This window comes from Streptomyces sp. NPDC055966 (assembly GCF_042269865.1).
Lineage (GTDB): Bacteria > Actinomycetota > Actinomycetes > Streptomycetales > Streptomycetaceae > Streptomyces.
Genome location: NZ_JBHJYK010000032.1, coordinates 1 through 24898, shown reverse-complemented (window position 1 = coordinate 24898; position 24898 = coordinate 1). Strand labels below are relative to the sequence as shown.

Sequence of the window (24898 nt, the reverse complement as noted above, 5' to 3'; positions counted from 1 at the left end):
GCGAACATCCCTTGCCTTCCAGCCGACTTCACAACCCTCAAGGTGATGACACATGTCTGTCTCCGTCTCCCCCGCCCCTCAACTCGACGTCGCCGAAACCCTGTTGACGCTGCTCCGGGACACCACCACCGAGCCGCGCGCCGACATCCAGCTGGAGGCGCTCACCCTGGCCGTGGCCGCGGACCTTCCGGTCCTGCTGTGGGGTGAGCCCGGCATCGGCAAGACGGCGGCGCTGACCCAGCTCGCGACGGCGCTGGACCTGCCGCTGACCACCGTGATCGCGAGCGTGCACGAGCCGTCCGACTTCTCGGGGCTGCCCGTCGTAGGAGACGACCCCGCCGTGCAGGGCGTCCCGATGGCCCCGCCGGACTGGGCGGTGCGGCTGGTGCGCGCCGGGCGGGGGCTGCTGTTCCTGGACGAGCTGTCCACCGCTCCCCCGGCGGTGCAGGCGGCGCTGCTGCGGCTCGTGCTGGAGCGGCGGATCGGCGCCCTGCGGCTGCCGGCCGGGGTGCGGATCGTGGCCGCCGCCAACCCGCGCTCCTCGGCGGCCGACGGCTGGGAGCTGAGCCCGCCGCTGGCCAACCGGTTCGTGCACCTGCAGTGGACCCACGACCACGAGGTCGTCGTACGCGGTCTCGGCGGGACCTGGCCGCGCGCGGCCCTGCCCCGGCTCGACCCGGCGCGGCTGCCCGAGGCCGTGGCCTTCGCCCGGCGCGCGGTGTGCGCGTTCCTCGGCGCGCGGCCGGGGCTCGTGCACAAGCTGCCGAACGGGGAGGGCCGGCGGGGCGGGGCGTGGCCGTCACCCCGGAGCTGGGAGGCGACGCTGCGGCTGATCGCCTTCGCGACCGCCGCCGGTTCCGCGCGGGACGTGCTGTCGCTGCTGGTCCGCGGCACCGTAGGGGACGGACCCGGGCTGGAGCTGCTGGCGAGCCTGGACCGGATGGACCTGCCCGACCCGGAGTCGCTGCTGGCCGACCCGGCGGGTGCCGTGCTGCCCGAGCGCGGGGATCTGCGCCAGGCCGCGCTGGACGGGGTGGTGGCCGCGGTGCGGGCGCGGCCGGAGCGGGCCCGCTGGGACGCGGCCTGGGCGCTGCTGGTGCGGGCGATGGAGACCGGCGCGCCGGACGTGGTGGTCGTCCCGGCGGCCACGCTGGCCGCGCTGCGCCGGGAGGACTGGGACGTGCCGGCGGCGATCGAGCGGCTGGCCGGGGTGGTGTCGCTGTCCCGGCGGGCCGACGAGGCCGCCCGGCGCCCCGCGCGGACCGCGGGGACCCGGCGATGACGGCGGACGCGCCCGGGGCGCTGGACCTCGGCAAGCTGTTCGCGGCCCGGCTGCACGCGGCCCGGGTCCGGCCCTATCTGGCGACGGCGTTGTTCGCGCTGCGCCCGGTGGAGTCGCGGCAGGTGCCGACGATGGGCGTCGACCGGTACTGGCGGTGCTACGTCTCCGCGGCGTTCGTGGACCGCACCCCGGTGGCGGAGTTGGCGGCGGTGTGGGTGCACGAGGTGGCGCATCTGCTGCGCGACCATCACGGGCGCGGTGACCGGGTGGCCCGCGAGCGCGGGCTGACCGGTCCGGCGGAGCGGCTGCGGATGAACATCGCCGCGGACTGCGAGATCAACGACGACGTGTACGGCGACGGTCTGGTGTGCCCCGAGGACGCCGTGACACCGGGGAAACTGGGGCTGCGCCCGGGCGAGTTGATGGAGGACTACCTGCGGCAGTTCCGGCTCGGGCCGCGCCTGGCACGGCAGGCCTGGCTGGACTGCGGCAGCGGCGCCGACGGGCTGGAGCGGCCCTGGGAGCTGGGGCCCGGCGGCGCGCACGGGCTGAGCGAGCAGGAGCGGGACGCGGTCCGGTTCCGGGTGGCCCAGGGCATCAGGGGCGCACCGGGCAATGCCCCGCAGGGCTGGCGGCGCTGGGCCGAGGAGGTGTTCCATCCGCCGCAGCCCTGGCGCCAGTTGCTGGGCTCGGCGCTGCGCTCGGCCGTCTCGGCGTCGGGCGTGGGCGAGGACTACCGCTACGGGCGTCCGGCGCGGCGCTCGGCCGGGCTGCCCGAAGTGGTGCTGCCGAGTCTGCGGCGCAGTCCGCCGCGGGTCTGTGTGGTGGTGGACACCTCGGGCTCGGTCAGCGACGCCGAACTGGGCAGCGCACTGCTGGAAGTCGCCGCGATCTGCCGGGCGTCGGGCGGGCGGCGGGACCTGGTCTCCGTGCTGTCCTGCGACGCGGCGGCCCAGACGGTGCAGCCGCTGTACCGCACGGAGGGCATCGAGCTGGTGGGCGGCGGCGGGACGGACCTGCGCACCGGGTTCGCCCGGGCGCTGCGCATGCGGCCCGACGTGGTGGTGGTCCTGACGGACGGCCAGACTCCGTGGCCCGAGGCACGGCCGCCCTGCCGGACGGTGGTGGGCCTGTTCCCGCGGGCCGGCGGGTCGTACGACGAGAACGATCCCGGCTACCGGCCGGACACACCGCCCGCGTGGGCGCGGGTGGTGACGATCGGCTCGGCGTCGGGATGAGGCGCCGGCAGGGGCACCGCCCGCGGCCGGGCGGTTGGCTCCCTGTCGTCGGCGGCCGGTGCCGGATCAGACGCCGACCGTCTCCTCGACCTCTTCCTCGATCTCTTCCTCGGCCTGTGCCTTCGCCTGGTCCGCCGGCGTCCGCGGCGCGGCGGGCCCGGCGAGGGCGGTGGGGGCGGCGGGCGCCGTGGCCGGCTGGACCGCGGTGGTCTCGCCGTGGCCGGCCGCGTGCCGGGCGTGCCGGGGGCGCTCGTACAGGGCCGCGATCCCGGTCACCACGAGGCCGGCCAGCAGCCAGATCACGAGGGTCCACACGTTGCGCCCGAGGCCGTCGTCGCCGAAGTACAGCAGGCTGCGGATGCCCTCGACGAAGCCGGCGCCGTTCCAGAAGGCGTGCAGGGTGCCGAAGAAGCCGTTCTGGAGCTCGGGGCGGAACAACCCGCCGGAGCTCGTGAAGTTGAGCATCACGAACAGCACCATCATGGCCAGCGTGGTCCAGCGCTTGAGGAAGGTGTGCAGACCGACGCCGATGAGGAGGATGCCCGCCGAGTACAGCCACGCCATGCCGAACAGGCTCGCGAGGTCGTGGTGCGCGAGGTGGAACACCGGCCCGGCGAGCAGGGTGCCGATGCCGCCGACGACGGCGGAGACGCCGAGCGCGAGCAGCGCCCGTATCCGCATCGGGAGCGCGCCGCCCGCGGCGCCGAGGGCGGCGACCGAGGCGTAGGAGCCGATGCTGACCGCGATCAGCAGGAAGAACAGGCCCTGGCCGGTGGGGTCGTCGGAGACCGGCTCGGCCACGTCGGTGATCTTCAGCGGGAGGCCCTGCCGGGCGGCGACCGGGGTGAAGACCTTCTCGACGGCGGTCGCGCCCATGTCCGAGGCGGCGCTGGCCACGAGCAGTTCGGGCGCCTTGGCGCTCGGCACGTAGGCGCCGGTCACGTCCCGGGACTTCAGCAGTTCGACGGCGTCGGCGCGGGTGGCGACCGTACGGACGTCGAGCTTGTCCCCCGCGGCGTCCTTGACCGTCTGGGCGAAGACCTTCGCCCGCGGGGTGGTGCCGACGACGGCGACCGGCAGGTGGTGCGGCTCGGGGGTGACGAAGGCCCCCATGTACGCGAGCCCCATGCCGATGCACATCAGCAGCGGGGTGATCAGGTGCGTGAGCACGTGACGCAGTGCCGGTGACCTCATCGGGCGACCTCCAATGGTTGGCTTATACAACTTCAGCTTCAAGTTGTACTATACAACTAGAACGCCTGAGGAGGTATTCCCGTGAGCTCAGCGGAGTCGGCCGTCGAGACGATCCAGCGCGAGATGACGATCTTCGCCCGCCGGGCCCGCGCCTCGGCGGGCCGCATGCACCCCGAGCTGTCGCTGGTCTCGTACACCCTGCTCGGCCACCTGGAGGAGCAGGGCGGCTGCCGGGCCACGGACCTCGCGGCGCACTACGCCCTCGACAAGTCCACGGTGAGCCGGCAGGTGGCGGCGCTGGAGCGGGCCGGGCTGATCGAGCGCCGGCTGGACCCGGAGGACCACCGGGTCCAGGTGCTCCATCTCACGGAGGCGGGCGAGGAGATCCTCGCCCAGGTGACCCGCAGCCGCCGGGCCGCCTTCCACGAGCGGCTCGCCGACTGGCCTCAGGAGGACCTGGTCCGCTTCGCGGCCTATCTGGAGCGGTACAACGCGGGGCGGGGCGACTCCGGGGCCGAGTGAGACTCCGGGTGCGGCGGCGCGGTGCACGCCGGTTTCCCGCGACGGCTACGGCTACGCCACCGGCACCGCCGCGTGGTCGTCCTCGGCCAGGCGCTCGGGGACACGGGCCGCGCCGAACGCGGTGCGGCGGCGCAGCCGGAAGCCCAGGGACTCGTACAGCCGGATCGCGTTCGTGTTCTGGGCGCCCGTGTGCAGGAACGGCGTCTCGCCGCGCTCCCGGATGCCGTGGGCGACAGCGCGGATCAGCCGCGTCGCGAGGCCCTCGCCGCGGTGGGCCGGGTCGGTGCAGACCGCGCTGATCTCGGTCCAGCCCGGCGGGTGCAGCCGCTCCCCCGCCATGGCGATCAGCGCCCCGCCGCGGCGGACGCCGAGGTAGGTGCCGAGTTCGATGGTGCGCGGCAGGAACGGTCCGGGCCGGGTGCGTGCCACGAGGTCGAGCATCTCGGGCACGTCCGCCGGGCCGAGCGGAACCGCCTCCGGGTCCGGCGCGGCGTCGAGACCGTCGTCCACGAGCTGCACGCCCTCGACGCGGAAGGTGATCTCCCAGCCGTCGGGGACCTCGCCACGGTAGCCCAGCAGCGGAACCTCCGCGCCGGGACCCGCCAGCGCTGCGAGGTCCGCCCAGTCCCGTGCGTCCGGCTCGTCGGGCAGGGCGAGCCACGGGGTGACGTCGACGGGATAGCGCACCACCCGGCCGCGCCACTCGGCGAAGCGCGCGTGCGGGCCGGTCAGCGCGGCCAGGGCGGGGCGGTCGAGGACGTGCGGGGCGGCGGCGGACGTCCGGTCGCCGCCGCCCGGTCCGGCTATGAGGCTCACGCGGCCACCTCGATCACGATCTTTCCGAGGGTGTGGCCGTCCTCGACGGCGCGCAGCGCCCGGTCGGCCTGCTCCAGCGGGAAGGTGCGGGTGACGTACGGCTTCAGCTCGCCGCGCACGGCGAGGTCGGCGACCGCCTCCAGGACGGCGGCGGTGCGGGCGCGCTGGACCTGCGCACCGCCGAGCTCGGCCACGGTCTCCAGCGGGGAGCCGACGGTGACCAGCTTGCTGCGGTCCTTGAGCAGTTCGGCGGCCTCGGCGAGCACCGGCCCGCCCACCAGGTCGTACACCCCGTCGATCCCGTCGGGCACGGCGGCGCGCACCCGCTCGACGAGGCCGGGACCGGAGGGGCTGTAGGGGACGTGGACGGCGCCGAGCGACTCCACGAACTCCCTCTTGCCCTCGCTCGCCACGCCCACGGCCCGCAGTCCGAAGGCCCGGGCGATCTGCACGGCCGCGCTGCCGACCCCGCCGCCGGCGCCCGTGATCAGCAGTGTCGTCCCGCCCGGCAGGTCGAGCTGGCGGATGCCGTCGTAGGCGGTGGCCGCGGCGACCGGGAGGGTGGCGGCGTCGGCGTAGGACAGCGCGGCGGGCTTGTGGACGGTCACGTCGGCGGTGAGCAGGGCGAACTCCGCGTACCCGCCGCTGGCGGTGCTGCCGAACACCTCGTCGCCCACCGCGAAGCCGGTCACGCCCGGGCCGGTCTCCGCCACGACACCCGCGGCCTCGCTGCCGAAGACCCGGGGGAAGGGGCGCTCGCTCTCACCAGGGCGCCGGAAGCCCTTCCGCAGCTTCCAGTCGACGGGGTTGACCCCTGCCGCGCGCACCGCGATCAGGATCTCGCCGGGGCCGGGGCTCGGACGGTCCAGTTCGGTCAGCGCCTCGGCCTCCGGTCCGCCGTGCCGCGTGTAGACATACGCCTTGGGCATGTTCTCTTCCTCGCTTCTCTCGCGCTCCCACCGGTGTACCGGCACCCGCATCGAGCGCAAAGGAGAAGCGCCGCAGAGCTATTCCCGGGGCCCGAAAGAGTTCATGCGGGCGCAATGATCACGCGGTGACCTGGGACGGAGCACCCGGAACGACGGCGTACGGTTGAACCATGAACGTCACGCGAGGCTTCACGGGCCGTCCGCGCGTCGACAACCCGGGGCTGCCGCCCGGGCAGTACGACGCGGGCGAGGACTGGCCCGTCCTGTCCGCCGAGGTCACCCCGGACCTCGCGCCGGCCGACTGGTCCTTCCGTATCGACGGCCTGGTCGAGCGGCCGCACAGCTGGGACTGGGACGCGGCGCACAGGCTGCCGGAGTCGGCGTACGCCGGCGACATCCACTGTGTGACCGGCTGGTCGAAGTTCGGCGTGCGCTTCGGCGGCGTCAGTCTGGACGCGTTCTTCGACGTGGTGCGGCCTCAGGGGTCCGCCACCCATGCCGTGGCCTACTCCCACACCGGCTACACCACGAACCTGCCCCTCGCGGACCTCACCGGCGGGCGCGCCTGGATCGTCTGGGAGTACGGCGGCGAGCCGCTGCCGTCCGAGCACGGCGGCCCGGCGCGGCTGATCGTGCCCCATCTGTACTTCTGGAAGAGCGCCAAGTGGATCGCCGGTCTCACGCTGCTCGACCACGACGAACCCGGCTTCTGGGAGCGCAACGGCTACCACGGGCGCGGCAACCCCTGGGAGGAGCAGCGGTACTCCGGTGACTGAGACGGCGACGACGAACCCGACGGCCACGGCCGGCGGCCCCCTCGTCCCCGCGACACGGTTCGCCGTGCCGGGGCGGATCGAGGTGAGCGACCCGGCGGCCGCGGTGTGGCAGACGGCCACGCTGACCGAGATCCGGCGCGAGACGCCGCGGACGGCCACCTTCCGGCTGGCCGTGCCCGCCTGGGCGGGGCATCTGCCCGGCCAGCACCTGATGCTGCGGCTGACCGCGCCGGACGGCTACATCGCGCAGCGCCACTACTCCCTCGCGTCGGCGCCCGACGACTCGGGGCACATCGAGCTGACCCTGGACCACGTCCCGGGCGGCGAGGTCTCCGGCTGGTTCCACACGGTGGCCCGCCCCGGTGACACGGTCGAGGTGCGCGGGCCGCTGAGCGGCTTCTTCGCCTGGCCGGGCGACCGGCCCGCGCTGTTGGTCGGCGCCGGTTCCGGCGTCGTACCGCTGATGTCGATGGTGCGCCACCACCGGCTGCGCGGCCTCGACGTGCCGCTGCGCCTGCTGGTGTCCGCGCGCAGCCCCGAGGAGCTGATCTACGCGTCCGAACTGGGCGCGGAGACGACGCCCGTGTTCACGCGGAGCGCCCCACAGGGGGTGCTGGTGGGACGTATGGCGGCGGCACATGTGGCGCCGCTCCTGGCCGAGCGGCCTTCCGGTGGGTGGGAGGCCTATGTGTGCGGGTCCAACGCGTTCGCCGAGCACGCCTCCCGGCTGCTGGTCGCGGCAGGGCAGCCGGTGGAGCGGATCCGCATCGAGCGCTTCGGCTGACCCCCCGTCCGGAACACGGTCCGGAACGTGGCCCGAGACATCCTCCGGAACACCGTCGGGAGCAGGCCTGGAACACCTGTCCGGGTCGCGCGCCGGGGCCGGGCGCGCGACCGTGGGGCGCATGGCTCGTTCCGCGCTCCAAGCGGGCTTGAACTCGCGGTTCGCGGCGTGAGCGAGGGGCACCGTACGGGGTACGAGACGGGTGTGGACGCTCGTGTGCGTGAGCGATGGGGGACGGCGGGCCCGTGAAGCGGTCCGTCCGGCGCTCCGGCTCCTACGGGGCGAGGAGGTGGACATGCGGACCCGGGTTCATGGCTGGCGCTGGCAGCGCAATCCGCTGCGGCGCCGCTCGGACGTCGTGGAGGCGTGGACGGTGCTGGTCGTCTCCGTCCTGCTGTTCGTGGTGGTGCCCCTGGCCGGAGTGGCCGCGGGCCTGCGCGCGTACGACCAGGCCGGCTCGCTCGCCGCGGCGGCCCGTGCCGAACGGCACCAGGTGCGCGCCCGGGTGATCGGCGAACCGCCGCGCCGGGTGTCCGCCGTGGAGGGCGACCGTGAGCGACCCTACCGCGCCCAGGTGCGCTGGACCGAACCCGGCAGGGGGACCCGGACGGCGTGGACCCGGGTGCCGGCGGGGACCCGGGCCGGCGACACGGTCTCCGTGTGGCTCGACACGCGGGGCCGGGACGTCGCCCCGCCGCCGGACGACGCGGCGATCGTGCAGCATTCGGTGACCGTCGGCGTGTGCGCGGCGGGCGGCGCGGCCGCCGTCGTGCTCCTCGGGCACGCGATCGAGCGCCGGATCGCGCTGCGGCACCGGATGGCGGAGTGGGAGCGCGGGTGGGCGCGCACCGGGCCGAAGTGGACCCAGCCCAGGACGTGACAGCGACCCGACCACTGTGTCCGGCCGGGGTACCGTGACCACCCTGGAGCAAGCGCTTACTCATCGCGTGAGCAGGCGTGTCGCCCATCAGGAAACCGTAGGGCATGCCCCCTTGGGCCTGGCCGGTCCTCCGATCATCCACGTACGGTGAGTCGACGCACTGTCCCTTCACCAAGGCGGTTGTTGATGGCCCTGTTCGACCTTTCCCTCGACGAACTGCACGCGTACCGAAGCGAGTCCACCGAGCCCGAGGACTTCGACGCCTTCTGGGACAAGACCCTGGAGCAGGCGCGCGAGCTCGAACTGGACGCCCGCTTCGAGCCGGTGGACACCGGGCTGTCGACGGTCGAGGTGTACGACGTGACCTTCGCCGGGTTCGGCGGCCACCCCGTCAAGGGCTGGCTGCGGCTGCCGGCCGGCGCCACCGAACCCCTGTCGCTGGTCGTGGAGTTCATCGGGTACGGCGGCGGGCGCGGGCTCCCGCACGAGAACCTGCTGTGGGCGTCGACGGGCCGCGCGCACTTCACGATGGACACCCGGGGCCAGGGCAGCGCCTGGGGCGCGGGCGGCGGCACGGCGGACCCGGTCGGCGCGGCACCGGCGTACCCGGGCTTCATGACGCGCGGCATCGACGCGCCCGAGAACTACTACTACCGGCGGGTGTTCACGGACGCCGTACGCGCGGTCGAGGCCGCCCGCTCGCACCCGCTGGCCGACGCCGCGCGCACGGTGGCGCTCGGCGCCAGCCAGGGCGGCGGCATCGCGCTGGCGGTCGGCGGCCTGGTCCCGGACCTGGTCGCGGTCGCGCCGGACGTGCCGTTCCTGTGCGACTTCCCGCGCGCCACGACGCTGACGGATCGTCACCCCTACCGGGAGATCGGCCAGTTCCTCAAGACGCACCGCGGCCGCTCGGCGGAGGTGCAGCGCACCCTGTCGTACTTCGACGGTGTGCACTTCGCGGCCCGCGGCCGGGCGCCGGCACTGTTCTCCGCCGCCCTGGAGGACCAGACCTGCCCGCCGTCGACGGTGTTCGCGGCCTTCAACTCCTGGGCGCAGGAGGACAAGGCGATCGAGGTGTACGACTTCAACGACCACGAGGGCGGCGGGCCGTTCCACGAGGCGGCGAAGGTGCGCTGGCTGCGGTCGTACGCCTGACGGCGCGTCGTCCGTCTGACAGCGCGGGGCGGGTTTCGGCCGAACCGCCATACCGCTCTTCCCTTGTGGTTTAGACCAATGCAATGGTGGTCGCGCAATGAGCCCGCACGGCTACGTCTTGTCACCACAGGAGGGCGCGGCATGGCCCGCACCACCCCGCACGAACCCGAGCAGAGCCACGAACCCGCACGGCTCGACGACCGGCCCCTGTACGGGCGGATCGCGGCTCTGCTGCTCGACGAACTGCGCGCCGGCACCATTCCGCCCGGCGAACGGCTGCCCGGCGAACGGCACCTGGCCGCCCACTACCAGGTCAGCCGGGAGACCGTCCGGCAGGCGCTGGAGGTGCTGCGCCGGGGCGGTCTGGTCGCCACCGACCGGCGCGGCAGCCATGTCACGCTGCCCGGCCGGCCGGTCGAGGCGCCGGGGACCCCGGTCTTCCCGCTGGGCGCCCGCTCGGCGGACCCGTGTGCGGTCGACCGGGCCACGGTGACCTGGGAGGCGCCGCCGCCGGAGCACGCGCGGGCGCTGGGCCTCGCCCCGCAGCGGCCGACGCTGGTGCACCGCTACCGGTCGGCCACCCCGGACGGCCGGTCGCTGCGCACCGCGGTGACGTCGTTCTCAGCGGTGGCACTGGCCGAGGTCGCGGAGCTGGCCCGCTACCGGGGCCGGGCCGACGGGGCCACCCCGGCGCAACTGCGACGGGCCTACGACTGGATGCGCAGGGCCGGTCTGACCCTGCACCACCGGGACGCCATCAGCCAGGTCGGCGACGCCTCCTCGGTGCGGGTGACCCGCCGGGTGCACGACCAGTACGCCCGGCCGCTGGAGATCACCGACCTGGTCGTGAACGAACAGGACATGCTGGTCTACGAGTTCACGCTGCCCGCCGCGGGCTGAGGCCTGCGGGCCACCACCAGCCGGACCCGCGGGCCGCCGTCGCCGCGCCGCCCGAACTCCGGCAGGGCCCGCAGTTCGGTCACGAAGCCGGCCTCCCCCAACTCCCGCAGGACGTCGCCGAGTCGGAAGGACCGGTAGTACATGACGAACGGCGGCCGCCACAGGGCGTTGCGCACCCGCATCACCGTGTCGAAGCCGAGCAGGGCCCAGTAGCCGGGCCCCGTCGGGCGGGGCGGGGCGAGCACCGGGAAGGCGAACCGGCCGCCGGGCCGCAGGGCCGCGTGGACCCGTGCGAACAGCCCCGGCAGCTCGCTCGGCAGGAAGTGGCCGAACGCGCCGAAGGAGACCACGAGATCGAAGGCGGCCGCAAACGGCAGGGCACGGGCGTCGCCGCGCACCCAGGCGACCCCGGGCCCGCCGGCGGGCGGCCGTACCCGGTGCCGGGCCACGTCCAGCATGCCCGCGCTGAAGTCGACGCCGGTGACGCTCCGGTCGCACAGTCCGGTCAGCGCCTCCACTCCCGCACCCGTGCCGCAGCACAGATCGAGCCCGTCCGCGAACGGGCCGAGCGGGGCGAGCGCCGTCGCGACCGACTCCAGCACCGCGTCCGGTGTCCGGAAGGGGGTGCGGTCGAACTTCGGGGCGAGCAGGTCGTAGCCCCGCTCGACGGACGACAGTGCCTGGACCGCGAGTTCGCGCAGGGTGGGGCCTTCGGGACCGAACATCGTCTCAGCCTAGGCTCACCCGCCGCGTGAGGACCGCGAGGGCCCGCTCGCACCAGCGCAGGTTCTCCTCCTCGAAGGAGATTCCGGCCATGAGGGTGAGGTACGGCCCGACGCGCTCGGCGGTGCGCAGGTACTCCTCCTCGCCGCGCCCGTCCAGCAGGCGCTCGCGCACCCGCCGGTAGCGGTCGAGCTTTCCGCGCGCCCAGCCCCTGCGCTCCTCGATCAGCGCCCGGGTGACCTCGGGGTCGCCGCCGTCCATGGCCTGGATCTTGATGAGGAGCTCGTCGCGGACGGCCGTGGGCCGCTTCGGCGGCTCGGCGGCGAACGCGCCCAGCTCGGCCCGGCCGGTCGACGTGAGCGTGAACATCCGTTTGTTGGGCCGCCGTTCCTGCTGCACGGTGCGGGCCTCGACGAGCCCGTCCTGCGCGAGGCGCTCCAGTTCCCGGTAGAGCTGCTGCGGGGTGGCGGGCCAGAAGTTCGCGAGCGAGACGTCGAACACCTTCGACAGCTCGTAGCCCGAGGCCTCGCCCTCCAGCAGGGCGGCCAGGACGGCGTACTTGAGCGACATGTGGACAGGCTAGCAGCCGTTGATTAATCTCATCCGCACCTATTCAATTAATTGATTATGCGAGGTGATCCGATGCGCGCGTTCCGCGAGGCGGTGGAGGCCGGGGACATCGACGCCGCCGTGGCGTTGCTGGCCGAGGACGTCGTCTTCAGCAGCCCGGTCGTCTTCAAGCCGTACCCGGGCAAGGCGATCACCGCGGCGATCCTGCGCACGGTCTCCCAGGTCTTCGAGGACTTCCGGTACGTCCGCGAGATCGGCGCCCCGGACGGCGCCGACCACGCGCTGGTCTTCAGGGCCCGGGTGGGCGACCGCGAGCTGACCGGCTGCGACTTCATCCACGTGAACGAGGACGGGCTGATCGACGACTTCATGGTCATGGTCCGTCCGCTGTCCGGCGCCCATGCGCTCGCGGAGGCCATGGGGGCGCGGTTCGACCGGATCGTGAAGGAGGCGGAGGCGGAGGCACGGTCGGCGTGAGCACGCCCTCGGCGGTCGCCTTCTCGAAGGCCAGGACCATGTTCCCGCCCGTGCGCACGCCGTTGTAGAGGTCACCCTCGGGCGCCGGCGGGGGCGAGCCGGACGGGCAGGGTGCGCACACTGTTGCCCACGAAGCCGGAGTGCGGCAGCAGATCGGCTTCGGCCGCGGCGACTTCGAGGCCGGGGAAGCGGGTGAACAGCCGCTCCAGCGCGACAGCGGCCTCCAGCCGGGCCAGCGGCGCGCCGAGGCAGTAGTGCGCGCCGTGCCCGAGGGAGAGATGGCGCACGGCGTCGGTCCGGGCGGGGCGGGTGACGTCGAAGCGGTCGGCGTCGGGACCGTACGCGGCCGGGTCGCGGCCGGCGGCGGAGTAGCCGGCGAGGACGGGGAAGCCCGCGGGGATGCGGGTGCCGTCGACGGTGAGGTCCCGCACCGCATAGCGGAACGGGAAGTAGCTGACCGGCGCGTCCCAGCGCAGCGTCTCCTCCACCGCGTCCGCCCAGCGCACCCTGCCCGCGCGCACGAGGTCGAGCTGGTCGCGATGGGCACACAGGGCGCGTACGGCGTTGGTGACGAGGTTGAGGGTGGTCTCGTGTCCGGCGACGATCATCAGGACGAGGGTGCCGATCAGCTCCTGGTCACTGAGCCGGTCGCCGCCCTCGTCGCGGGCGGCGATCAGCGCGCTGGTGAGGTCGTCGCCCGGGTGCGCTGCCTTCGCCGTCGCGATCCGGTCCAGTACGGCGACGAGTTCGCGGTTGGCGGCGACGGCCCGGGCGGGTGTGATGTCGGTGGCGACGACCTGGCTGCTGAGGTGGTGCAGCCGGTCGCGGAACTCGGCGTCCACGCCCAGGAGTTCGCTGATGACTGCCATCGGCAGCGGCAGGGCGAAGTGCCGCCGCAGATCGGCGACACCGTCACCGGCGTCGGCGGCGCGGGCGAGATCGTCGAGCAGAAGTTCGGTCAACTCCTCGATCCGAGGCCGGACTTCGGCCACCCTGCCTGGCGTGAAGGCCCGGCTGACCAGGGACCGCAGGCGGCGGTGGTCGTCGCCGTCCGCGGTGGTCATGCCCCGCACGGTCGCGAAGGTCAGCATCGGCCAGCCGGGGCCGATCCGGCCCTCCCGCAGGGCCGTGAAGTGCCGTGCGTCCTTGGCGACTTCTGGGTGCTGGAGGAACTCCTTCAGCGCCTCGTGCCCGAGCACGGCCATCCCCTCGATGCCGCCGGGCAGTTCGACCGGGGCCACGGCTCCGTCGGCCAGCAGCCGCGCGTTGACGGCGTGCGGGCAGCCGCCGGAGGGGTCCAGACGGTACGGGGGCCGGGCGGGAGGGGTCTCCACGGATTCTCCTGACGGTCGGGCGGGCCGGGAATGAACGCGGACGCCATCATGTTGACCGAAGCGGACGCACGGGTATAGTGCGATCAGCGCATGTGCGTGTCCCGTCGTACGGACACCGGTGTCGCGCACTTCTCCGCCAGCCCCTCGGCCATGGCGTTCGACCGGCCCGGGCTTCCTCTCAGCACCACCTCGTGACCAGGGCGTTTCCGCCGTACCCGAGGTGCCGTTCCCGCCGCCCGGAGGCATGCCGTACCCGCCGTACGCGCCTCCCGTTCGCGGCCTCTCCCCCCTTCCCACGCTTTCTCTTCCGTCCGCGAAAGGACTCCGCACCATGACCACCACACTCGAACACCCTCCCGTGGCCCCGCAGGCCCCGGCCGCCCGGCTCGTCACCGGTGTCCTCGACATCGACGCGCAGGGGAAGGGGCACCTGCGGCCCGTGAACCTCCTGGCCACCCCCGCCGACCCCCAGGTCCCGGCGGCCCTGATCCGCCGCCACGGACTGCGCAAGGGCGACCTCGTCGAGGGCGTCCGGGGCGAGAAGCGGGCGCTGACCGAGGTCTCTCGCGTCGAGGGCCGTGCCCCGGCGGACGTGCGCGAGCGGCGCCGTTTCCGCGACCTCACCCCGCTCCACCCGCACGACCGCATCCGCCTCGAACACCCCGCGGCCGGGCTGGCCGGCCGCGTCACCGATCTCCTCGCGCCGGTCGGCAAGGGCCAGCGGGGACTCGTCGTGGCCCCGCCGAAGACCGGCAAGACGGTGCTGCTCCAGCAGCTCGCCGCGGCCGTGGCCGGCAACCACCCGGAGTGCCGGCTGATGGTCCTGCTGCTGGACGAGCGGCCCGAGGAGGTCACCGAGATGCGCCGCTCGGTGCGCGGCGAGGTGTACGCCTCCACGTTCGACCGGAGCCCCAGGGAGCACATCGCGCTGGCCGAGCTGCTCGTCGAGCGGGCCAAGCGCCTGGTCGAGGCCGGTGAGGACGTCGTCGTCCTGCTGGACTCGCTCACCCGGCTGTGCCGGGCCCACAACAACGCCTCCGCTGCCGGCGGGCGCACCCTGAGCGGCGGTGTCGACGCGGGCGCGCTGCTCGGTCCGAAGCGGTTCTTCGGCGCCGCCCGCCAGGCCGAGGAGGGCGGCTCGCTCACCATCCTCGCCACCGTGCTGGTGGACACCGGCTCACGTGCCGACCAGTACTACTTCGAGGAGCTGAAGAGCACCGGCAACATGGAGCTGCGGCTCGACCGGGAGGCGGCCGCCCGCCGCCACTTCCCCGCCGTCGACATCGACGCGACCGGCACCCGCCGCGAGGAACTCCTGCTCGCCCCGGCCGAGTTGACGGCCACGCACGGTCTGCGCCGGGTGCTGCGCGGTCGCGAGGGCGGTCCGTCCGGCCTGGAGACCCTGCTGGACCGGCTGCGCGCCACACCGGACAACGCCACGTTCCTGCGGCAGATCCGGCCCACCCTGCCCGCCGGCTGAACCCGCCCGGGGTGCCTCGTCCGGGTTGCTCGCATGGGCCGAACGGACCGCAGCGCGCGAGGAGCGGCAGCCCCATTCGTACGTTGATCTGTATGTTCAACGGACTTTCTCAACGGGCGGCCGTCACGGCCTGTGCCCTGTGCGCGGCGGGGGTCCTGACGCTCACACCGGCCGCGGCCTCCGCCCGGCACCATGCCGCGGCCCCCGTCCCGTCCCCCGGGGAGCCGGCCCCGGCCGGCCCGCGGGCGAGGATGCCCGGACCGTCCCTGCTCTACGGCTCCGGCACACAGGTCCGGCCGCACCGCGACGCGCCCGAGGTGCCGAACGTGTCGGCGCTGTCCTGGGTGGTGGCCGACGCCCGCACCGGGGACGTGCTGGCCGCGAGCGGCGCCCACCGCAGACTGCCGCCCGCCAGCACGCTGAAGACCCTGTTCGCCCTCACGGTGCTGCCGACGCTGCCGAGCGGGATGCGGCACACCGTGCGGAACGAGGACCTGGCGGGCATCGGCGCGGGCAGCAGCATGGTCGGCATCAAGGAGGGCCAGACCTATCAGGTGGCCGACCTGTGGCGCGGGGTCTTCCTCCGCTCCGGCAACGACGCCGTCCACGTGCTCGCCTCGATGGCCGGCGGCTGGGACGCCACGGCCACGCGGATGCAGGCCAAGGCCCGCTCGGTCGGCGCCCTGGACACCCATGTCGTCTCCCCGGACGGCTACGACGCGGACGGCCAGGTGTCCTCGGCGTACGACCTCGCGGTCTTCGGCCGGGAGGGACTGCGCAACCCCGACTTCGCCCGCTACTGCTCCACCGCCCAGGCCACATTCCCGGCCGACGGCTGGTCGTTCGGGATCCAGAACACCAACCGCCTGCTGACCGGCGCGAACGGCGTGCAGCCGTACCGGGGCCTGATCGGCATCAAGAACGGCTACACCAGCAACGCGGGCAACACCCTGGTGGCCGCGGCCGCCCGGGGCGGACGCACGCTCGTCGTCACCGTGATGAACCCTCAGGGCGGCGGCTTCACGGTGTACGACGAGGCCCGCGAACTGCTGGACTGGGGCTTCGACGCGGCCGGGCGGGTGGATCCGGTCGGCTCGCTGGACGGATTGCGTGTCACGTCCCGCCCGGCCAAGCCCCCGGCCGCACCGGTGGCCGCCGCCGCGTCGCAGGCACCGGGCGACGGCGTGGACTGGCCGCGCACGGCGGTCATCGCGGGGCTCTCCGGGCTCGGCGCGGGCGCCTTGACCCTGGTGCTCCAGCGGCGGGCCAGGAACAAGGCCGCGCGCCGCTGACCCGTCGGCAACCCCAGCAGCAGGCCCAGCGTGATCCACGTGTAGGCGTTGCTGCCGAGGAAGCCGCCGACGCCCGAGGCGCCGTCGTACCAGAGCCACACCACGCTCGTGCACAGCACCGCGTACAGGGCGCCCGCGATCCGCGGGCGCCCTGCGCGGACCAGCACGGCGAAGGACGGCAGCAGCCACACCAGGTGGTGCACCCAGGTGATCGGGCTGACCAGGCAGGCCGCCGCCCCGGTGAGCGCGAAGGCCGCCGTCCAGTCGCCGGCCGTCACCGCCCGCCGGGTCCGCCAGGCCCACACGCACAGCGTCAGCAGGACGAGCGTCGCCCACAGCGGGCGGCCGGTCTCGCCGAGGCGGGCCAGCACGCCCTGGAGCGACTGGTTCGACACGTAGTCGAGCCGCCCCACCCGGCTGGTGTCCCACAGGGCCTCGGTCCAGTAGTAGTGGGACGCCCGCGGGTCGGCCCAGGCCGCGAGCGCGGTCGCCGCGGCGGCGACAGCCGTCGCGACAGCGGCCGCGCGGCGGCGCCCGGCGAGCAGCAGCAGGCCGATGAACAGGGCGGGCGTCAGCTTCACGGCGGCGGCCAGCCCGATCCCGGCACCGGCCCAGCGCCCCCGGCCGGTGGCCAGCAGCCAGCAGTCGGCGAGGACGAGGGCGAGGAGCACCAGGTTCACCTGGCCGAAGCTGAAGGTGTCCCGCAGCGGCTCGAACAGCGCGAGCAGACAGAGCAGCAGCGCCCAGCGGTACCAGCCGTGCCGTCGCCAGCCGGCACCGGCGAGGATCCGCAGGACCGCCACCAGCGCGGCCAGGTTGATCAGGAGGGACAAGGCGATCGCGGCGGTCCGGCCCAGCGGGGCCAGCGGCAGCATGGTGAGGGCGGCGAACGGCGGATAGGTGAAGCCGTACGCGGTGCCGGGCACGTGGTAGTCGTAGATACGGCCGCCGTGGCGGACCCAGGTGTGCACGGTGCCGTAGTAGACGCGCAGGTCGAAGAAGTCGCGCAGCAGCGGCACGGTCGCGGTGAAGACGGTGACCGCCGCGGCGAGGGCGAGGACCAGGAGCAGCCGGCCCCTGCGGGTACGCGGCCCGATCGGACCGGTCAGCGCGCTCATGCGGGACGTCCCGGGGCCGGGGCCTGCGCCGCCTGGTGGGCCTGCCACAGCACGACGACGCCGAGGACCCCGCCGGAGACGGCGAGCACCAGCTGCCCCAGGTCGGCGGGGCCGCCGCTGGGCAGGACGGCGAGAGCGAGCACGCCGGCCAGGGCCGCGACCCGGTGCCGTACCGAGGTCTCGGGCGCGGCGGCGGCGATGAGGAACAGCCCCCACAGCAGGTACCAGGGGCGGATCGCCGGGCCGAAGACGGCGACGGTCAGCAGGCTCAGACCGAGCGCGTACACGGGCTTCAGGCGCAGCCGGAGCCATATCAGCGCGACGACCACGGCGGTGACCGCGAGGCCCAGCAGGTGCCAGGCCGGGACGGCGAGCGGGGCCAGACCGCTGCCGAGGTGGTGGAGCAGTGCGCCGGTGGCCCGGCCGAGCAGGCTCGTCAGGGCCCAGTTCTGCGGGGAGACCGGGGTGGCCAGCGCGCCGATCCAGCCGTAGCCGGTGCCGGCGACGGCCGTGGCGGCGACTGTCGTCGCGGCAGCGGCGCCGGCTGTGGTCAGGACGGCGGGCAGCGGGCGGCGGCCGGAGCGGAGCTGGAGCGCGAGCACCGCGAGCAGGCCGAGCGCCGCCGGCGCCTTGACCAGGGCGGCCAGTGTGACGAGAGTGGCCGCGAGGATCCCGGCGGCCGGCCGGCGGCCGCGCGCGGCGACCAGGCCGAGCCCCAGCAGACCGAGCATCAGGGCGTCGTTGTGGGCGCCCGCCACCAGGTGCAGCAGGACCAGCGGGTTGAGGGCGCCGAGCCAGAGGGCGGCGGCCGGGTCGGCGCCGCTGTGCCGGGCGAGCCGGGGCAGCGCGAGCGCCATGAGCGCCACGCCGAGCAGCGCGACCAGACGCATGCCCAGCAGGCCCGCGGGCAGTTCGCCGCGGGTCAGCCCGGACAGCGCGGAGGCCAGCCCGAGGAAGGCGGGGCCGTAGGGGGCGCCGGTGTGCTGCCACATGGGCGCGACCTCGTCGGCGAGCGGGCCGCCGAGCTGGGCCGGGCCATGGGCGTAGACGTCCATGTGGGCGTCGACCATGGCGCCCTGCGCGAGATAGCTGTAGACGTCCCGGCTGAACAGCGGCGGCGCGAGCAGCAGCGGGGCCGTCCACACCGCCAGGACGAGCAGCAGGGCGCGCGGGCTGGGCGGCCGGGGTCCGCGCACCAGGCGGCCGAGCAGCACCCAGGCCGCTATCAGCAGGACGACACCGAAGTACACGCCGACCAGCCCGAGCGCCGCCTGCGCCGAGGCGGGGGCCAGCAGATCCTGCACGGGCAGCGCACCGGCGGTCTCACCGCCCAACGCGAGGAAGGCGGTACCGGCCAGCCCGAGCAGCTGACAGCGGCGGAGATCGACGGGGAATGCCATGGCCAACACTGAGTCAGCGTGTCGACGTCGGGTGGCCGGAAGACTACGGTCCCACCACCGAAGGGCGGCCCGGACGTGTCCGGCGTGTGAGGAACAGTGCCCCACCCAGCGCGGATCTCCCGAACCGAACCTCCCGAACCGCTCAGAACACCGACAAACCAGTCAGCGTCGTGAAGCGGTCCAACGCCGCCACTCCGGCCACCGAGTTGCCGCGCTCGTCCAGGCCGGGGCTCCACACGCACAGCGTGCAGCGGCCCGGGACGACCGCGATGATGCCGCCGCCCACTCCGCTCTTGCCGGGCAGGCCCACGCGGTAGGCGAAGTCGCCGGCCGCGTCGTACGTCCCGCAGGTCAGCATGACCGCGTTGACCTGCTTGGCCTGGCTGCGGGTGAGCAGCCGGGAGCCGTCGGCGCGGATACCGTGCCGGGCGAGGAAGCCGGTGGCGAGGGCCAGGTCGGCGCAGGAGGCGGCGACGGAGCACTGCCGGAAGTACTGGTCGAGCAGCACCGTCACGTCGTTGTCGATGTTGCCGTAGGAGGCCATGAAGTGGGCGAGCGCGGCGTTGCGGTCACCGTAGGCGGTCTCGGAGGCGGCGACCTCGTGGTCGAAGTCCAGTGCCGGGTTGCCGCTCTCGGCGCGCAGGAAGTCCAGGAGCTGTCCGGCGGCGTCCTCGGTACGGGTCTGGAGGCGGTCGGTGACGACGAGCGCGCCCGCGTTGATGAAGGGATTGCGCGGGATGCCGTTCTCGTACTCCAGCTGGACCAGGGAGTTGAACGGGTTGCCGGAGGGTTCGCGGCCCACGTGCTCCCAGAGTTCGTCGCCCTCGCGGGCCAGGTCGAGGGCGAGCGTGAAGACCTTGGTGATCGACTGCGTGGAGAACGGTTCGCGCCACTCCCCCACCCCGTACACGGTGCCGTCCAGCTCGGCGACCGCCATGCCGAAGCTGCGCGGATCGCGGGCGGCGAGAGCCGGGATGTAGTCGGCGGGACGGCCGCGGCCGGGGGTGTGGCCTATCTCCTCGGCGATGCGCTCCAGGACCGGCAGGAAGGTGTGGGACGACGTCGTTGTCATGATCGCCATTGTGCCTCCCAGCCGGTCCCGGAGCGTAATCGAGCGTGCGTTGCCGCAGGTCAGGCGACCGGTGCTCCGCTGCCCGCGAGGACCTCGGGGCGCAGCAGGTCGGCCAGCCGCTCAGCGGGCAGCAGGCCCTTCTCCAGCACGAGTTCGGCCACGCCGCGGCCCGTGACGAGAGCCTCCTTGGCGATGTCGGTCGCCGCCGTGTAGCCGATGTGCGGGTTGAGCGCCGTGACCAGGCCGATGGAGTTCTCGACGCTCGCGCGCAGCCGCTCGGTGTTGGCGGTGATGCCGTTCACGCAGCGCTCGGCCAGCGTCAGGCAGGCGCTCTGGAGGTGCGTGATCGACTCGGACAGCGAGTGCAGGATGATCGGCTCGAAGGCGTTGAGCTGGAGCTGTCCGGCCTCGGCGGCCATCGTGATGGCGACGTCGTTGCCGATCACCTCGAAGGCGACCTGGTTGACCACCTCGGGGATGACCGGGTTGACCTTGCCCGGCATGATCGACGAACCGGCCTGGACGGGCGGCAGGTTGATCTCGCCGAGGCCCGCGCGCGGTCCGGAGGAGAGCAGCCGCAGGTCGTTGCAGCTCTTGGACAGCTTGACCGCGATCCGCTTGAGCACGCCGGACATCTGGACGAAGGCACCGCAGTCCTGGGTGGCCTCGACCAGGTTGGCCGCGGTGACCAGCGGCAGCCCGGTGATCGTCGACAGGTGCCCGCGGGCGGCCTCGGCGTAGCCCGGGGACGCGTTGAGTCCCGTGCCGATGGCCGTGGCGCCGAGGTTGATCTCATGGATCAACTCGACGGCCTCGGCGAGACGGCTGCGGTCCTCCTCGATCATGACGGCATAGGCCGAGAACTCCTGGCCGAGCGTCATCGGCACGGCGTCCTGCAACTGTGTACGGCCCATCTTGAGCACGTCACGGAACTCGACGGCCTTGCGGGCGAACGAGTCCTGCAGTACAGCCATGGCCTTGAGCAGTCCACGTACCGCGAACACCGTCGCTACCTTGACGGCGGTCGGGTAGACGTCATTGGTTGACTGCCCCAGGTTGACGTCCTCATTGGGGTGCAGATACGCGTACTGCCCCTTCTCGTGCCCGAGGAGCTCCAGCGCCCGGTTCGCCACGACCTCGTTGGCGTTCATGTTGGTCGACGTACCGGCGCCGCCCTGGATGACGTCGACGACGAACTGGTCGTGCAGCGCGCCCGCCCGGATCTCCCGGCAGGCGGCGACGATCGCCCCGGCCTTCTCGGGCGCCAGCAGCCCCAGTTCCTGGTTGGCGAGCGCGGCGGCCTCCTTGACGGCGGCCAGGGCGTCGATCAGATGCGGGTACGCGGAGATCGGCGTACCCGTGATGGGGAAGTTCTCGATGGCCCGAAGGGTGTGCACACCCCAGTAGGCGTCGGCGGGTACGTCACGGTCGCCGAGCAGATCGTGCTCGCTGCGGGTGGCGGCGGTCATGAGGGTTCAGGTCCTCTGTTTCTGAGGGGGTGAGGGTGATCGGGGTTCAGTGACGGCGGACTACGCACACGCGGGCTGCGAAACCGGGTCCAGTGCGCGGACAGCGCGCACGCACCCCACCGGCTTCCCGCCGCCGAGCAGCGATTCGCCCGCGAACTCGGTGAGCAGCCCGGGATCGACGCCCGCGCGCGCGAGCGCGGCCGCGGCGACCGGGATCCGCGCCCGGTTCGCCCCGTCGGCGATCTTCACGGCGATGGCCCGGCCGTCGGGCAGCGCGGCGACCTGCACGCCCTCGAAGCCGTCCTTGGCGAGCAGCCCCGGCACGGCCCGCATCAGCGCGGCCACGTCACGGCCGGAGCCGGAGGCCATCTCGGCGTGCTCGCGCATCGCGTCGGCGACCTCGGCCTCCGGCGTGCCGGGCGCGGCCGAGGTGATCCGGGCGAGGGCGCGGGCGAGTCCGTGCAGGGAGATGGAGAACAGCGGCGCCCCGCAGCCGTCCACGGTGACGCGGGCGACGCGCTGGCCGGTCAGGTCCTCGACGATCTCCTGGATCGCCTGCTGGAGCGGGTGCGCCGGGTCGAGGTAGTCCTCCAGCGTCCAGCCGTTGAGCCGGGCGGTCCACAGCATGGCCGCGTGCTTGCCGGAGCAGTTCTGCGCGAGCCGGGAGGGCAGCCGGCCCTCGCGGACCCAGGCGTCCCGGACGACCGGGTCGAACGGCATGTCGGGGACGTTGCGCAGGTCGTCCTCGGTGAGTCCGGCGAGTTCGAGGATGCGCCGGGTGCCGGCGAGGTGGCGCTCCTCGCCGGAGTGGCTCGCGGCGGCCAGCGAGAGCAGGTCGCCGTCGAGGGGCAGCCCGGCCCGCAGCATGGCCACGGCCTGCAGCGGCTTGACGGCCGAGCGCGGGTAGAAGGCGGCCTCGATGTCGCCGAGCTGGAACTCCACCCGGCCGTCGGCGCCGAGGACGACGACGGAGCCGTAGTGGATGCCCTCGACGACCCCGCCGCGGACGAGGTGGGCGACGGGAGCGTGGAGGGGTTCGCGGACGACGGGTGCGTCGGCGGGGGAACTGCTGTACATCACTGCCTGTATCGGTGGGTCGGTGCGGGCCGGTTCGCGGGTCACGCGTCGGCGCCGGTGGACGAGCGCGCTATGCGGCCGCGGATGGCGTACCAGCCCGCGACCAGCGCTGCGACGATCAGCGGGAGGCACAGCACGGTGGTGCGTCCGGCGCCGCCGTCGGCGTACATGAGGACCAGGACGGAGACGAGGAACGCCAGCGTCACGATCTCGGTCCAGGGGGAGCCCGGCAGCCGGTAGGACGGCCGGGTCAGCTCGCCCTTCTGGGTCTTCCGCCAGAAGAGCGCGTGACAGACCATGATCATGCCCCAGGTCGCGAGGATGCCGATCGCCGCGAAGTTGAGGACGATCTCGAACGCGTCGGCGGGGACGACGTAGTTGAGGCCCACACCGAGGACACAGATACCGCTGGTGAGCAGGATCCCGCCGTACGGGACCTGACTGCTGCTCATCTTCCCGGTGAACTTCGGCGCCGAGCCGCTCATGGCCATGGAGCGCAGGATGCGGCCGGTGGAGTACAGGCCGGAGTTGAGCGAGGACATGGCCGCGGTGAGGACGACGAGGTTCATCACGCCGCCGGCCGCCGGGACGCCGATGTGGGACAGGACCGTCACGAAGGGGCTCTCGCCGGACCTGTACACGTTCCAGGGCAGCAGCATCGAGAGCAGGACGACGGAGCCGACGTAGAACAGGCCCACGCGCCACATGATCGAGTTGATCGCCTTCGGCATGATCTTCTCGGGGTTCTCGGTCTCGCCGGCGGCCACGCCGACCAGTTCGACGGAGGCGTAGGCGAAGACGACGCCCTGGATGATCAGCAGCATCGGCAGCAGGCCGTTGGGGAAGATGCCGCCGTTGTCGGTGATCAGGGACGGGCCGGGCTGGTGGCCGTCGACCGGGTGCTGGGTGACCAGCAGGAAGATGCCGATGCACATGAAGATCACCAGCGCGCTGACCTTGACGATCGCGAACCAGAACTCCAGTTCGCCGAAGATCTTGACCGAGATCAGATTGACGGTCAACACAACGGCCAGCGCGATCAATGCGATCAACCATTGAGGGATGTCCGAGAACATGCCCCAGTAGTGGGTGTACGTGGCGACCGCGGTGATGTCGGCGATACCAGTGGTGGCCCAGTTCAGGAAGTACATCCAACCGGCGGTGTACGCGCCCTTCTCCCCGAGGAACTCCCGGGCGTACGACACGAAGGCGCCGGAGGACGGGCGGTACAGGACGAGCTCGCCGAGGGCGCGCACGACCAGGAAGGCGAAGAGGCCGCAGACGGCGTACGCGATGAACAGGGAGGGTCCGGCGTCGGCGAGCCTGCCGCCCGCGCCGAGGAAGAGGCCGGTGCCGATGGCTCCGCCGATGGCGATCATGTTGACGTGCCGGTGCTTCAGGCCTTTGCTGTAGCCGGCGTCTCCGGCGTCGACATGGCCGGACGAGGGGCGCGTCTCGTCTTTGAGGTGCTGCTCGCTCACGCCTCGGGTCCGCCTTCCGTGGGGAGGTCGTCCGTCCGCTGGGGACGCACGATGTCGGTGAGGGTCGTCTCGACGCGGTCCAGGTGGTGGCTCATCGCCTCCACCGCGTCGGGTTCGGAACCGTCGATCAGCGCTTCGACGATCTCCCGGTGCTCGCGGTTGGACTGCTCGCGGCGGCCGCCCAGCTCGTTGAGGAAGGCCGACTGACGCGCCAGTGCGTCGCGGATCTCCTCGATGACCCGGCGGAAGACCGGGTTCTGCGCGGCCTCGGCCACGGCGAGGTGGAAGAGGGTGTCCATCGCGACCCACGCGGTGGTGTCCGTCTCCCGCTCCATGCGGTCGAGCAGGTGCGCCAGGTGGTCCAGGTTCTCGGGCGTGCGGCGCAGGGCCGCGTACCCGGCGACCGGGATCTCGATGTGCCGGCGCACCTCCAGCAGGTCGCTGGCCGCGTAGTCGCCGAAGGTGGGGTCCTCGACGGCGTTCGCGACGACGAAGGTGCCCTTGCCGGTCCGGGAGACCGTGAGGCCCATCGTCTGCAGGGCCCGCAGCGCCTCGCGCAGCACGGGCCGCGACACCTCAAGGGTGCGGCACAGCTCGGCCTCGGAGGGGAGCTTGTCGCCGATGGCGTAGTCGCCGCGTTCGATGGCGCCGCGGAGGTGGCCGAGTACAGCTTCCATGGCGCTCACGCGCCGGGGGCTCCGACCACCTGTCTGGCTGTCTGACAGGTTCACGAGTGACGATCCTGCGGGTTGCCCGCAGATACTGTCAAGGCATCCGGTAAGGAAACATTCACGGGGTGGGGGTGGCGGGAAAAAAAGAAACCCCCCCCCCCGGGTGTTAGAAGTCATAGAGAAAGGGCGGAGCCCCCCCCCGGCGCGCGACCCCAGCCCGCCCCACACCCAGCACAAACGGGAGAAAAAGAAACCCCG

At 73.2% G+C, this 24898-nt stretch carries 23 protein-coding genes and 1 pseudogene; 11 read left to right on the top strand and 13 right to left on the bottom strand.

The window, feature by feature from the left end:
- Positions 1–52: 52 nt before the first annotated feature.
- Complete coding sequence (locus ACFC8N_RS43290) at positions 53–1282, top strand: MoxR family ATPase (protein ID WP_362822933.1); 1230 nt, start codon at positions 53–55, stop codon at positions 1280–1282.
- A complete protein-coding gene (locus tag ACFC8N_RS43285; RefSeq protein ID WP_376295190.1) occupies positions 1279–2520 on the top strand; it encodes a VWA-like domain-containing protein in 1242 nt (413 codons plus the stop codon). Before ACFC8N_RS43290 ends, ACFC8N_RS43285 begins: the two co-directional genes overlap by 4 nt.
- 66 nt (positions 2521–2586) lie before the next feature.
- Here ACFC8N_RS43285 and ACFC8N_RS43280 read toward each other — a convergent pair whose 3' ends face one another.
- On the bottom strand, positions 2587–3714 hold the full coding sequence (locus tag ACFC8N_RS43280; protein WP_376295188.1) for a hypothetical protein: 1128 nt from the start codon (positions 3712–3714) through the stop codon (positions 2587–2589).
- Between the two features lie 123 nt (positions 3715–3837).
- Between ACFC8N_RS43280 and ACFC8N_RS43275 the strand changes: the two genes are divergently transcribed.
- A complete protein-coding gene (locus ACFC8N_RS43275) occupies positions 3838–4236 on the top strand; it encodes a MarR family winged helix-turn-helix transcriptional regulator (protein WP_356023768.1) in 399 nt (132 codons plus the stop codon).
- Positions 4237–4287: 51 nt separating this feature from the next.
- Here ACFC8N_RS43275 and ACFC8N_RS43270 read toward each other — a convergent pair whose 3' ends face one another.
- Entirely contained in the window at positions 4288–5052 is a 765-nt protein-coding gene (locus tag ACFC8N_RS43270) for a GNAT family N-acetyltransferase (protein ID WP_356023662.1), read from the bottom strand.
- The gene (locus ACFC8N_RS43265; protein WP_376295186.1) at positions 5049–5981 is read right to left on the bottom strand and encodes an NADP-dependent oxidoreductase; all 933 of its coding nucleotides are present in this window, start codon (positions 5979–5981) and stop codon (positions 5049–5051) included. Before ACFC8N_RS43265 ends, ACFC8N_RS43270 begins: the two co-directional genes overlap by 4 nt.
- Before the next feature lie 170 nt (positions 5982–6151).
- On the opposite strand from ACFC8N_RS43265, the gene ACFC8N_RS43260 reads away from it, so the two are divergent.
- From ACFC8N_RS43260 to ACFC8N_RS43240, 5 genes are all read left to right on the top strand, one after another.
- Positions 6152–6757, top strand: coding sequence for a sulfite oxidase-like oxidoreductase (locus tag ACFC8N_RS43260; protein WP_376295185.1), 606 nt, complete (start codon positions 6152–6154; stop codon positions 6755–6757).
- A complete protein-coding gene (locus ACFC8N_RS43255) occupies positions 6750–7541 on the top strand; it encodes a ferredoxin reductase (RefSeq protein ID WP_376295183.1) in 792 nt (263 codons plus the stop codon). Before ACFC8N_RS43260 ends, ACFC8N_RS43255 begins: the two co-directional genes overlap by 8 nt.
- 295 nt (positions 7542–7836) lie before the next feature.
- Positions 7837–8421, top strand: a complete 585-nt coding sequence (locus ACFC8N_RS43250; RefSeq protein ID WP_356023656.1) for a DUF3592 domain-containing protein — start codon at positions 7837–7839, stop codon at positions 8419–8421.
- 186 nt (positions 8422–8607) lie between these two features.
- Positions 8608–9576, top strand: a complete 969-nt coding sequence (locus ACFC8N_RS43245) for an acetylxylan esterase (protein WP_376295181.1) — start codon at positions 8608–8610, stop codon at positions 9574–9576.
- Between the two features lie 141 nt (positions 9577–9717).
- The gene (locus ACFC8N_RS43240) at positions 9718–10476 is read left to right on the top strand and encodes a GntR family transcriptional regulator (protein WP_356023652.1); all 759 of its coding nucleotides are present in this window, start codon (positions 9718–9720) and stop codon (positions 10474–10476) included.
- Here the strand turns inward: ACFC8N_RS43240 and ACFC8N_RS43235 are convergent.
- Together ACFC8N_RS43235 and ACFC8N_RS43230 are read right to left on the bottom strand one after the other, a co-directional pair.
- Complete coding sequence (locus tag ACFC8N_RS43235) at positions 10446–11201, bottom strand: class I SAM-dependent methyltransferase (RefSeq protein WP_356023650.1); 756 nt, start codon at positions 11199–11201, stop codon at positions 10446–10448. The two genes, ACFC8N_RS43240 and ACFC8N_RS43235, sit on opposite strands and share 31 nt — an antisense overlap.
- 4 nt (positions 11202–11205) lie before the next feature.
- Positions 11206–11769, bottom strand: coding sequence for a PadR family transcriptional regulator (locus tag ACFC8N_RS43230; RefSeq protein ID WP_376295179.1), 564 nt, complete (start codon positions 11767–11769; stop codon positions 11206–11208).
- 72 nt (positions 11770–11841) lie between these two features.
- Here ACFC8N_RS43230 and ACFC8N_RS43225 point away from each other — a divergent pair, with 72 nt between their 5' ends.
- The gene (locus ACFC8N_RS43225) at positions 11842–12246 is read left to right on the top strand and encodes a nuclear transport factor 2 family protein (RefSeq protein ID WP_356023646.1); all 405 of its coding nucleotides are present in this window, start codon (positions 11842–11844) and stop codon (positions 12244–12246) included.
- Between the two features lie 71 nt (positions 12247–12317).
- On the opposite strand, the gene ACFC8N_RS43220 is transcribed toward ACFC8N_RS43225, so the two are convergent.
- Complete coding sequence (locus ACFC8N_RS43220; RefSeq protein WP_376295177.1) at positions 12318–13580, bottom strand: cytochrome P450; 1263 nt, start codon at positions 13578–13580, stop codon at positions 12318–12320.
- Between the two features lie 331 nt (positions 13581–13911).
- Here ACFC8N_RS43220 and rho point away from each other — a divergent pair, with 331 nt between their 5' ends.
- Positions 13912–15060, top strand: coding sequence for a transcription termination factor Rho (gene rho, locus ACFC8N_RS43215; protein ID WP_376295176.1), 1149 nt, complete (start codon positions 13912–13914; stop codon positions 15058–15060).
- Positions 15061–15152: 92 nt separating this feature from the next.
- Positions 15153–16007, top strand: a pseudogene (locus ACFC8N_RS43210) (D-alanyl-D-alanine carboxypeptidase family protein); the annotation flags it as partial.
- A 59-nt stretch (positions 16008–16066) separates the two neighbouring features.
- On the opposite strand, the gene ACFC8N_RS43205 reads toward ACFC8N_RS43210, so the two are convergent.
- The 7 genes from ACFC8N_RS43205 to ACFC8N_RS43175 all read right to left on the bottom strand — a co-directional run bounded on the left by ACFC8N_RS43205 (position 16067) and on the right by ACFC8N_RS43175 (position 24646).
- Positions 16067–17470 carry a glycosyltransferase family 87 protein gene (locus tag ACFC8N_RS43205; protein ID WP_376295175.1) on the bottom strand — a complete coding sequence of 468 codons (1404 nt, stop codon included), beginning with the start codon at positions 17468–17470 and terminating at the stop codon, positions 16067–16069.
- Entirely contained in the window at positions 17467–18870 is a 1404-nt protein-coding gene (gene mptB / locus ACFC8N_RS43200; RefSeq protein ID WP_362822921.1) for a polyprenol phosphomannose-dependent alpha 1,6 mannosyltransferase MptB, read from the bottom strand. Before mptB ends, ACFC8N_RS43205 begins: the two co-directional genes overlap by 4 nt.
- Before the next feature lie 142 nt (positions 18871–19012).
- Positions 19013–19951, bottom strand: coding sequence for a glutaminase (locus ACFC8N_RS43195; RefSeq protein WP_356023637.1), 939 nt, complete (start codon positions 19949–19951; stop codon positions 19013–19015).
- Positions 19952–20001: 50 nt separating this feature from the next.
- Positions 20002–21411 (bottom strand): aspartate ammonia-lyase, encoded by a 1410-nt coding sequence (gene aspA / locus ACFC8N_RS43190; protein ID WP_376295174.1) that lies wholly within the window; start codon positions 21409–21411, stop codon positions 20002–20004.
- A 60-nt stretch (positions 21412–21471) separates the two neighbouring features.
- Positions 21472–22488: an asparaginase gene (locus ACFC8N_RS43185; protein ID WP_356023633.1), complete on the bottom strand. Its 1017-nt coding sequence runs from the start codon at positions 22486–22488 to the stop codon at positions 21472–21474.
- A 41-nt stretch (positions 22489–22529) separates the two neighbouring features.
- Entirely contained in the window at positions 22530–23969 is a 1440-nt protein-coding gene (locus ACFC8N_RS43180) for an amino acid permease (RefSeq protein ID WP_356023631.1), read from the bottom strand.
- Positions 23966–24646, bottom strand: a complete 681-nt coding sequence (locus ACFC8N_RS43175; protein WP_071374550.1) for a FadR/GntR family transcriptional regulator — start codon at positions 24644–24646, stop codon at positions 23966–23968. The genes ACFC8N_RS43180 and ACFC8N_RS43175 overlap by 4 nt, the downstream gene beginning before the upstream one ends.
- Positions 24647–24898 lie beyond the last annotated feature (252 nt).

Bases quoted from the DNA above. Each gene is read 5' to 3' on its own strand.
- rho (WP_376295176.1), top strand. From the start codon at position 13,912: ATGACCACCACACTCGAACACCCTCCCGTGGCCCCGCAGGCCCCGGCC.
- aspA (WP_376295174.1), bottom strand. From the start codon at position 21,411: ATGACCGCCGCCACCCGCAGCGAGCACGATCTGCTCGGCGACCGTGAC.
- ACFC8N_RS43260 (WP_376295185.1), top strand. From the start codon at position 6,152: ATGAACGTCACGCGAGGCTTCACGGGCCGTCCGCGCGTCGACAACCCG.
- ACFC8N_RS43250 (WP_356023656.1), top strand. From the start codon at position 7,837: ATGCGGACCCGGGTTCATGGCTGGCGCTGGCAGCGCAATCCGCTGCGG.
- ACFC8N_RS43175 (WP_071374550.1), bottom strand. From the start codon at position 24,646: ATGGAAGCTGTACTCGGCCACCTCCGCGGCGCCATCGAACGCGGCGAC.
- ACFC8N_RS43230 (WP_376295179.1), bottom strand. From the start codon at position 11,769: ATGTCGCTCAAGTACGCCGTCCTGGCCGCCCTGCTGGAGGGCGAGGCC.
- ACFC8N_RS43235 (WP_356023650.1), bottom strand. From the start codon at position 11,201: ATGTTCGGTCCCGAAGGCCCCACCCTGCGCGAACTCGCGGTCCAGGCA.
- ACFC8N_RS43275 (WP_356023768.1), top strand. From the start codon at position 3,838: ATGACGATCTTCGCCCGCCGGGCCCGCGCCTCGGCGGGCCGCATGCAC.
- ACFC8N_RS43225 (WP_356023646.1), top strand. From the start codon at position 11,842: ATGCGCGCGTTCCGCGAGGCGGTGGAGGCCGGGGACATCGACGCCGCC.
- ACFC8N_RS43290 (WP_362822933.1), top strand. From the start codon at position 53: ATGTCTGTCTCCGTCTCCCCCGCCCCTCAACTCGACGTCGCCGAAACC.
- ACFC8N_RS43185 (WP_356023633.1), bottom strand. From the start codon at position 22,488: ATGTACAGCAGTTCCCCCGCCGACGCACCCGTCGTCCGCGAACCCCTC.
- ACFC8N_RS43195 (WP_356023637.1), bottom strand. From the start codon at position 19,951: ATGGCGATCATGACAACGACGTCGTCCCACACCTTCCTGCCGGTCCTG.
- ACFC8N_RS43205 (WP_376295175.1), bottom strand. From the start codon at position 17,470: ATGAGCGCGCTGACCGGTCCGATCGGGCCGCGTACCCGCAGGGGCCGG.
- ACFC8N_RS43245 (WP_376295181.1), top strand. From the start codon at position 8,608: ATGGCCCTGTTCGACCTTTCCCTCGACGAACTGCACGCGTACCGAAGC.
- mptB (WP_362822921.1), bottom strand. From the start codon at position 18,870: ATGGCATTCCCCGTCGATCTCCGCCGCTGTCAGCTGCTCGGGCTGGCC.
- ACFC8N_RS43285 (WP_376295190.1), top strand. From the start codon at position 1,279: ATGACGGCGGACGCGCCCGGGGCGCTGGACCTCGGCAAGCTGTTCGCG.
- ACFC8N_RS43265 (WP_376295186.1), bottom strand. From the start codon at position 5,981: ATGCCCAAGGCGTATGTCTACACGCGGCACGGCGGACCGGAGGCCGAG.
- ACFC8N_RS43280 (WP_376295188.1), bottom strand. From the start codon at position 3,714: ATGAGGTCACCGGCACTGCGTCACGTGCTCACGCACCTGATCACCCCG.
- ACFC8N_RS43240 (WP_356023652.1), top strand. From the start codon at position 9,718: ATGGCCCGCACCACCCCGCACGAACCCGAGCAGAGCCACGAACCCGCA.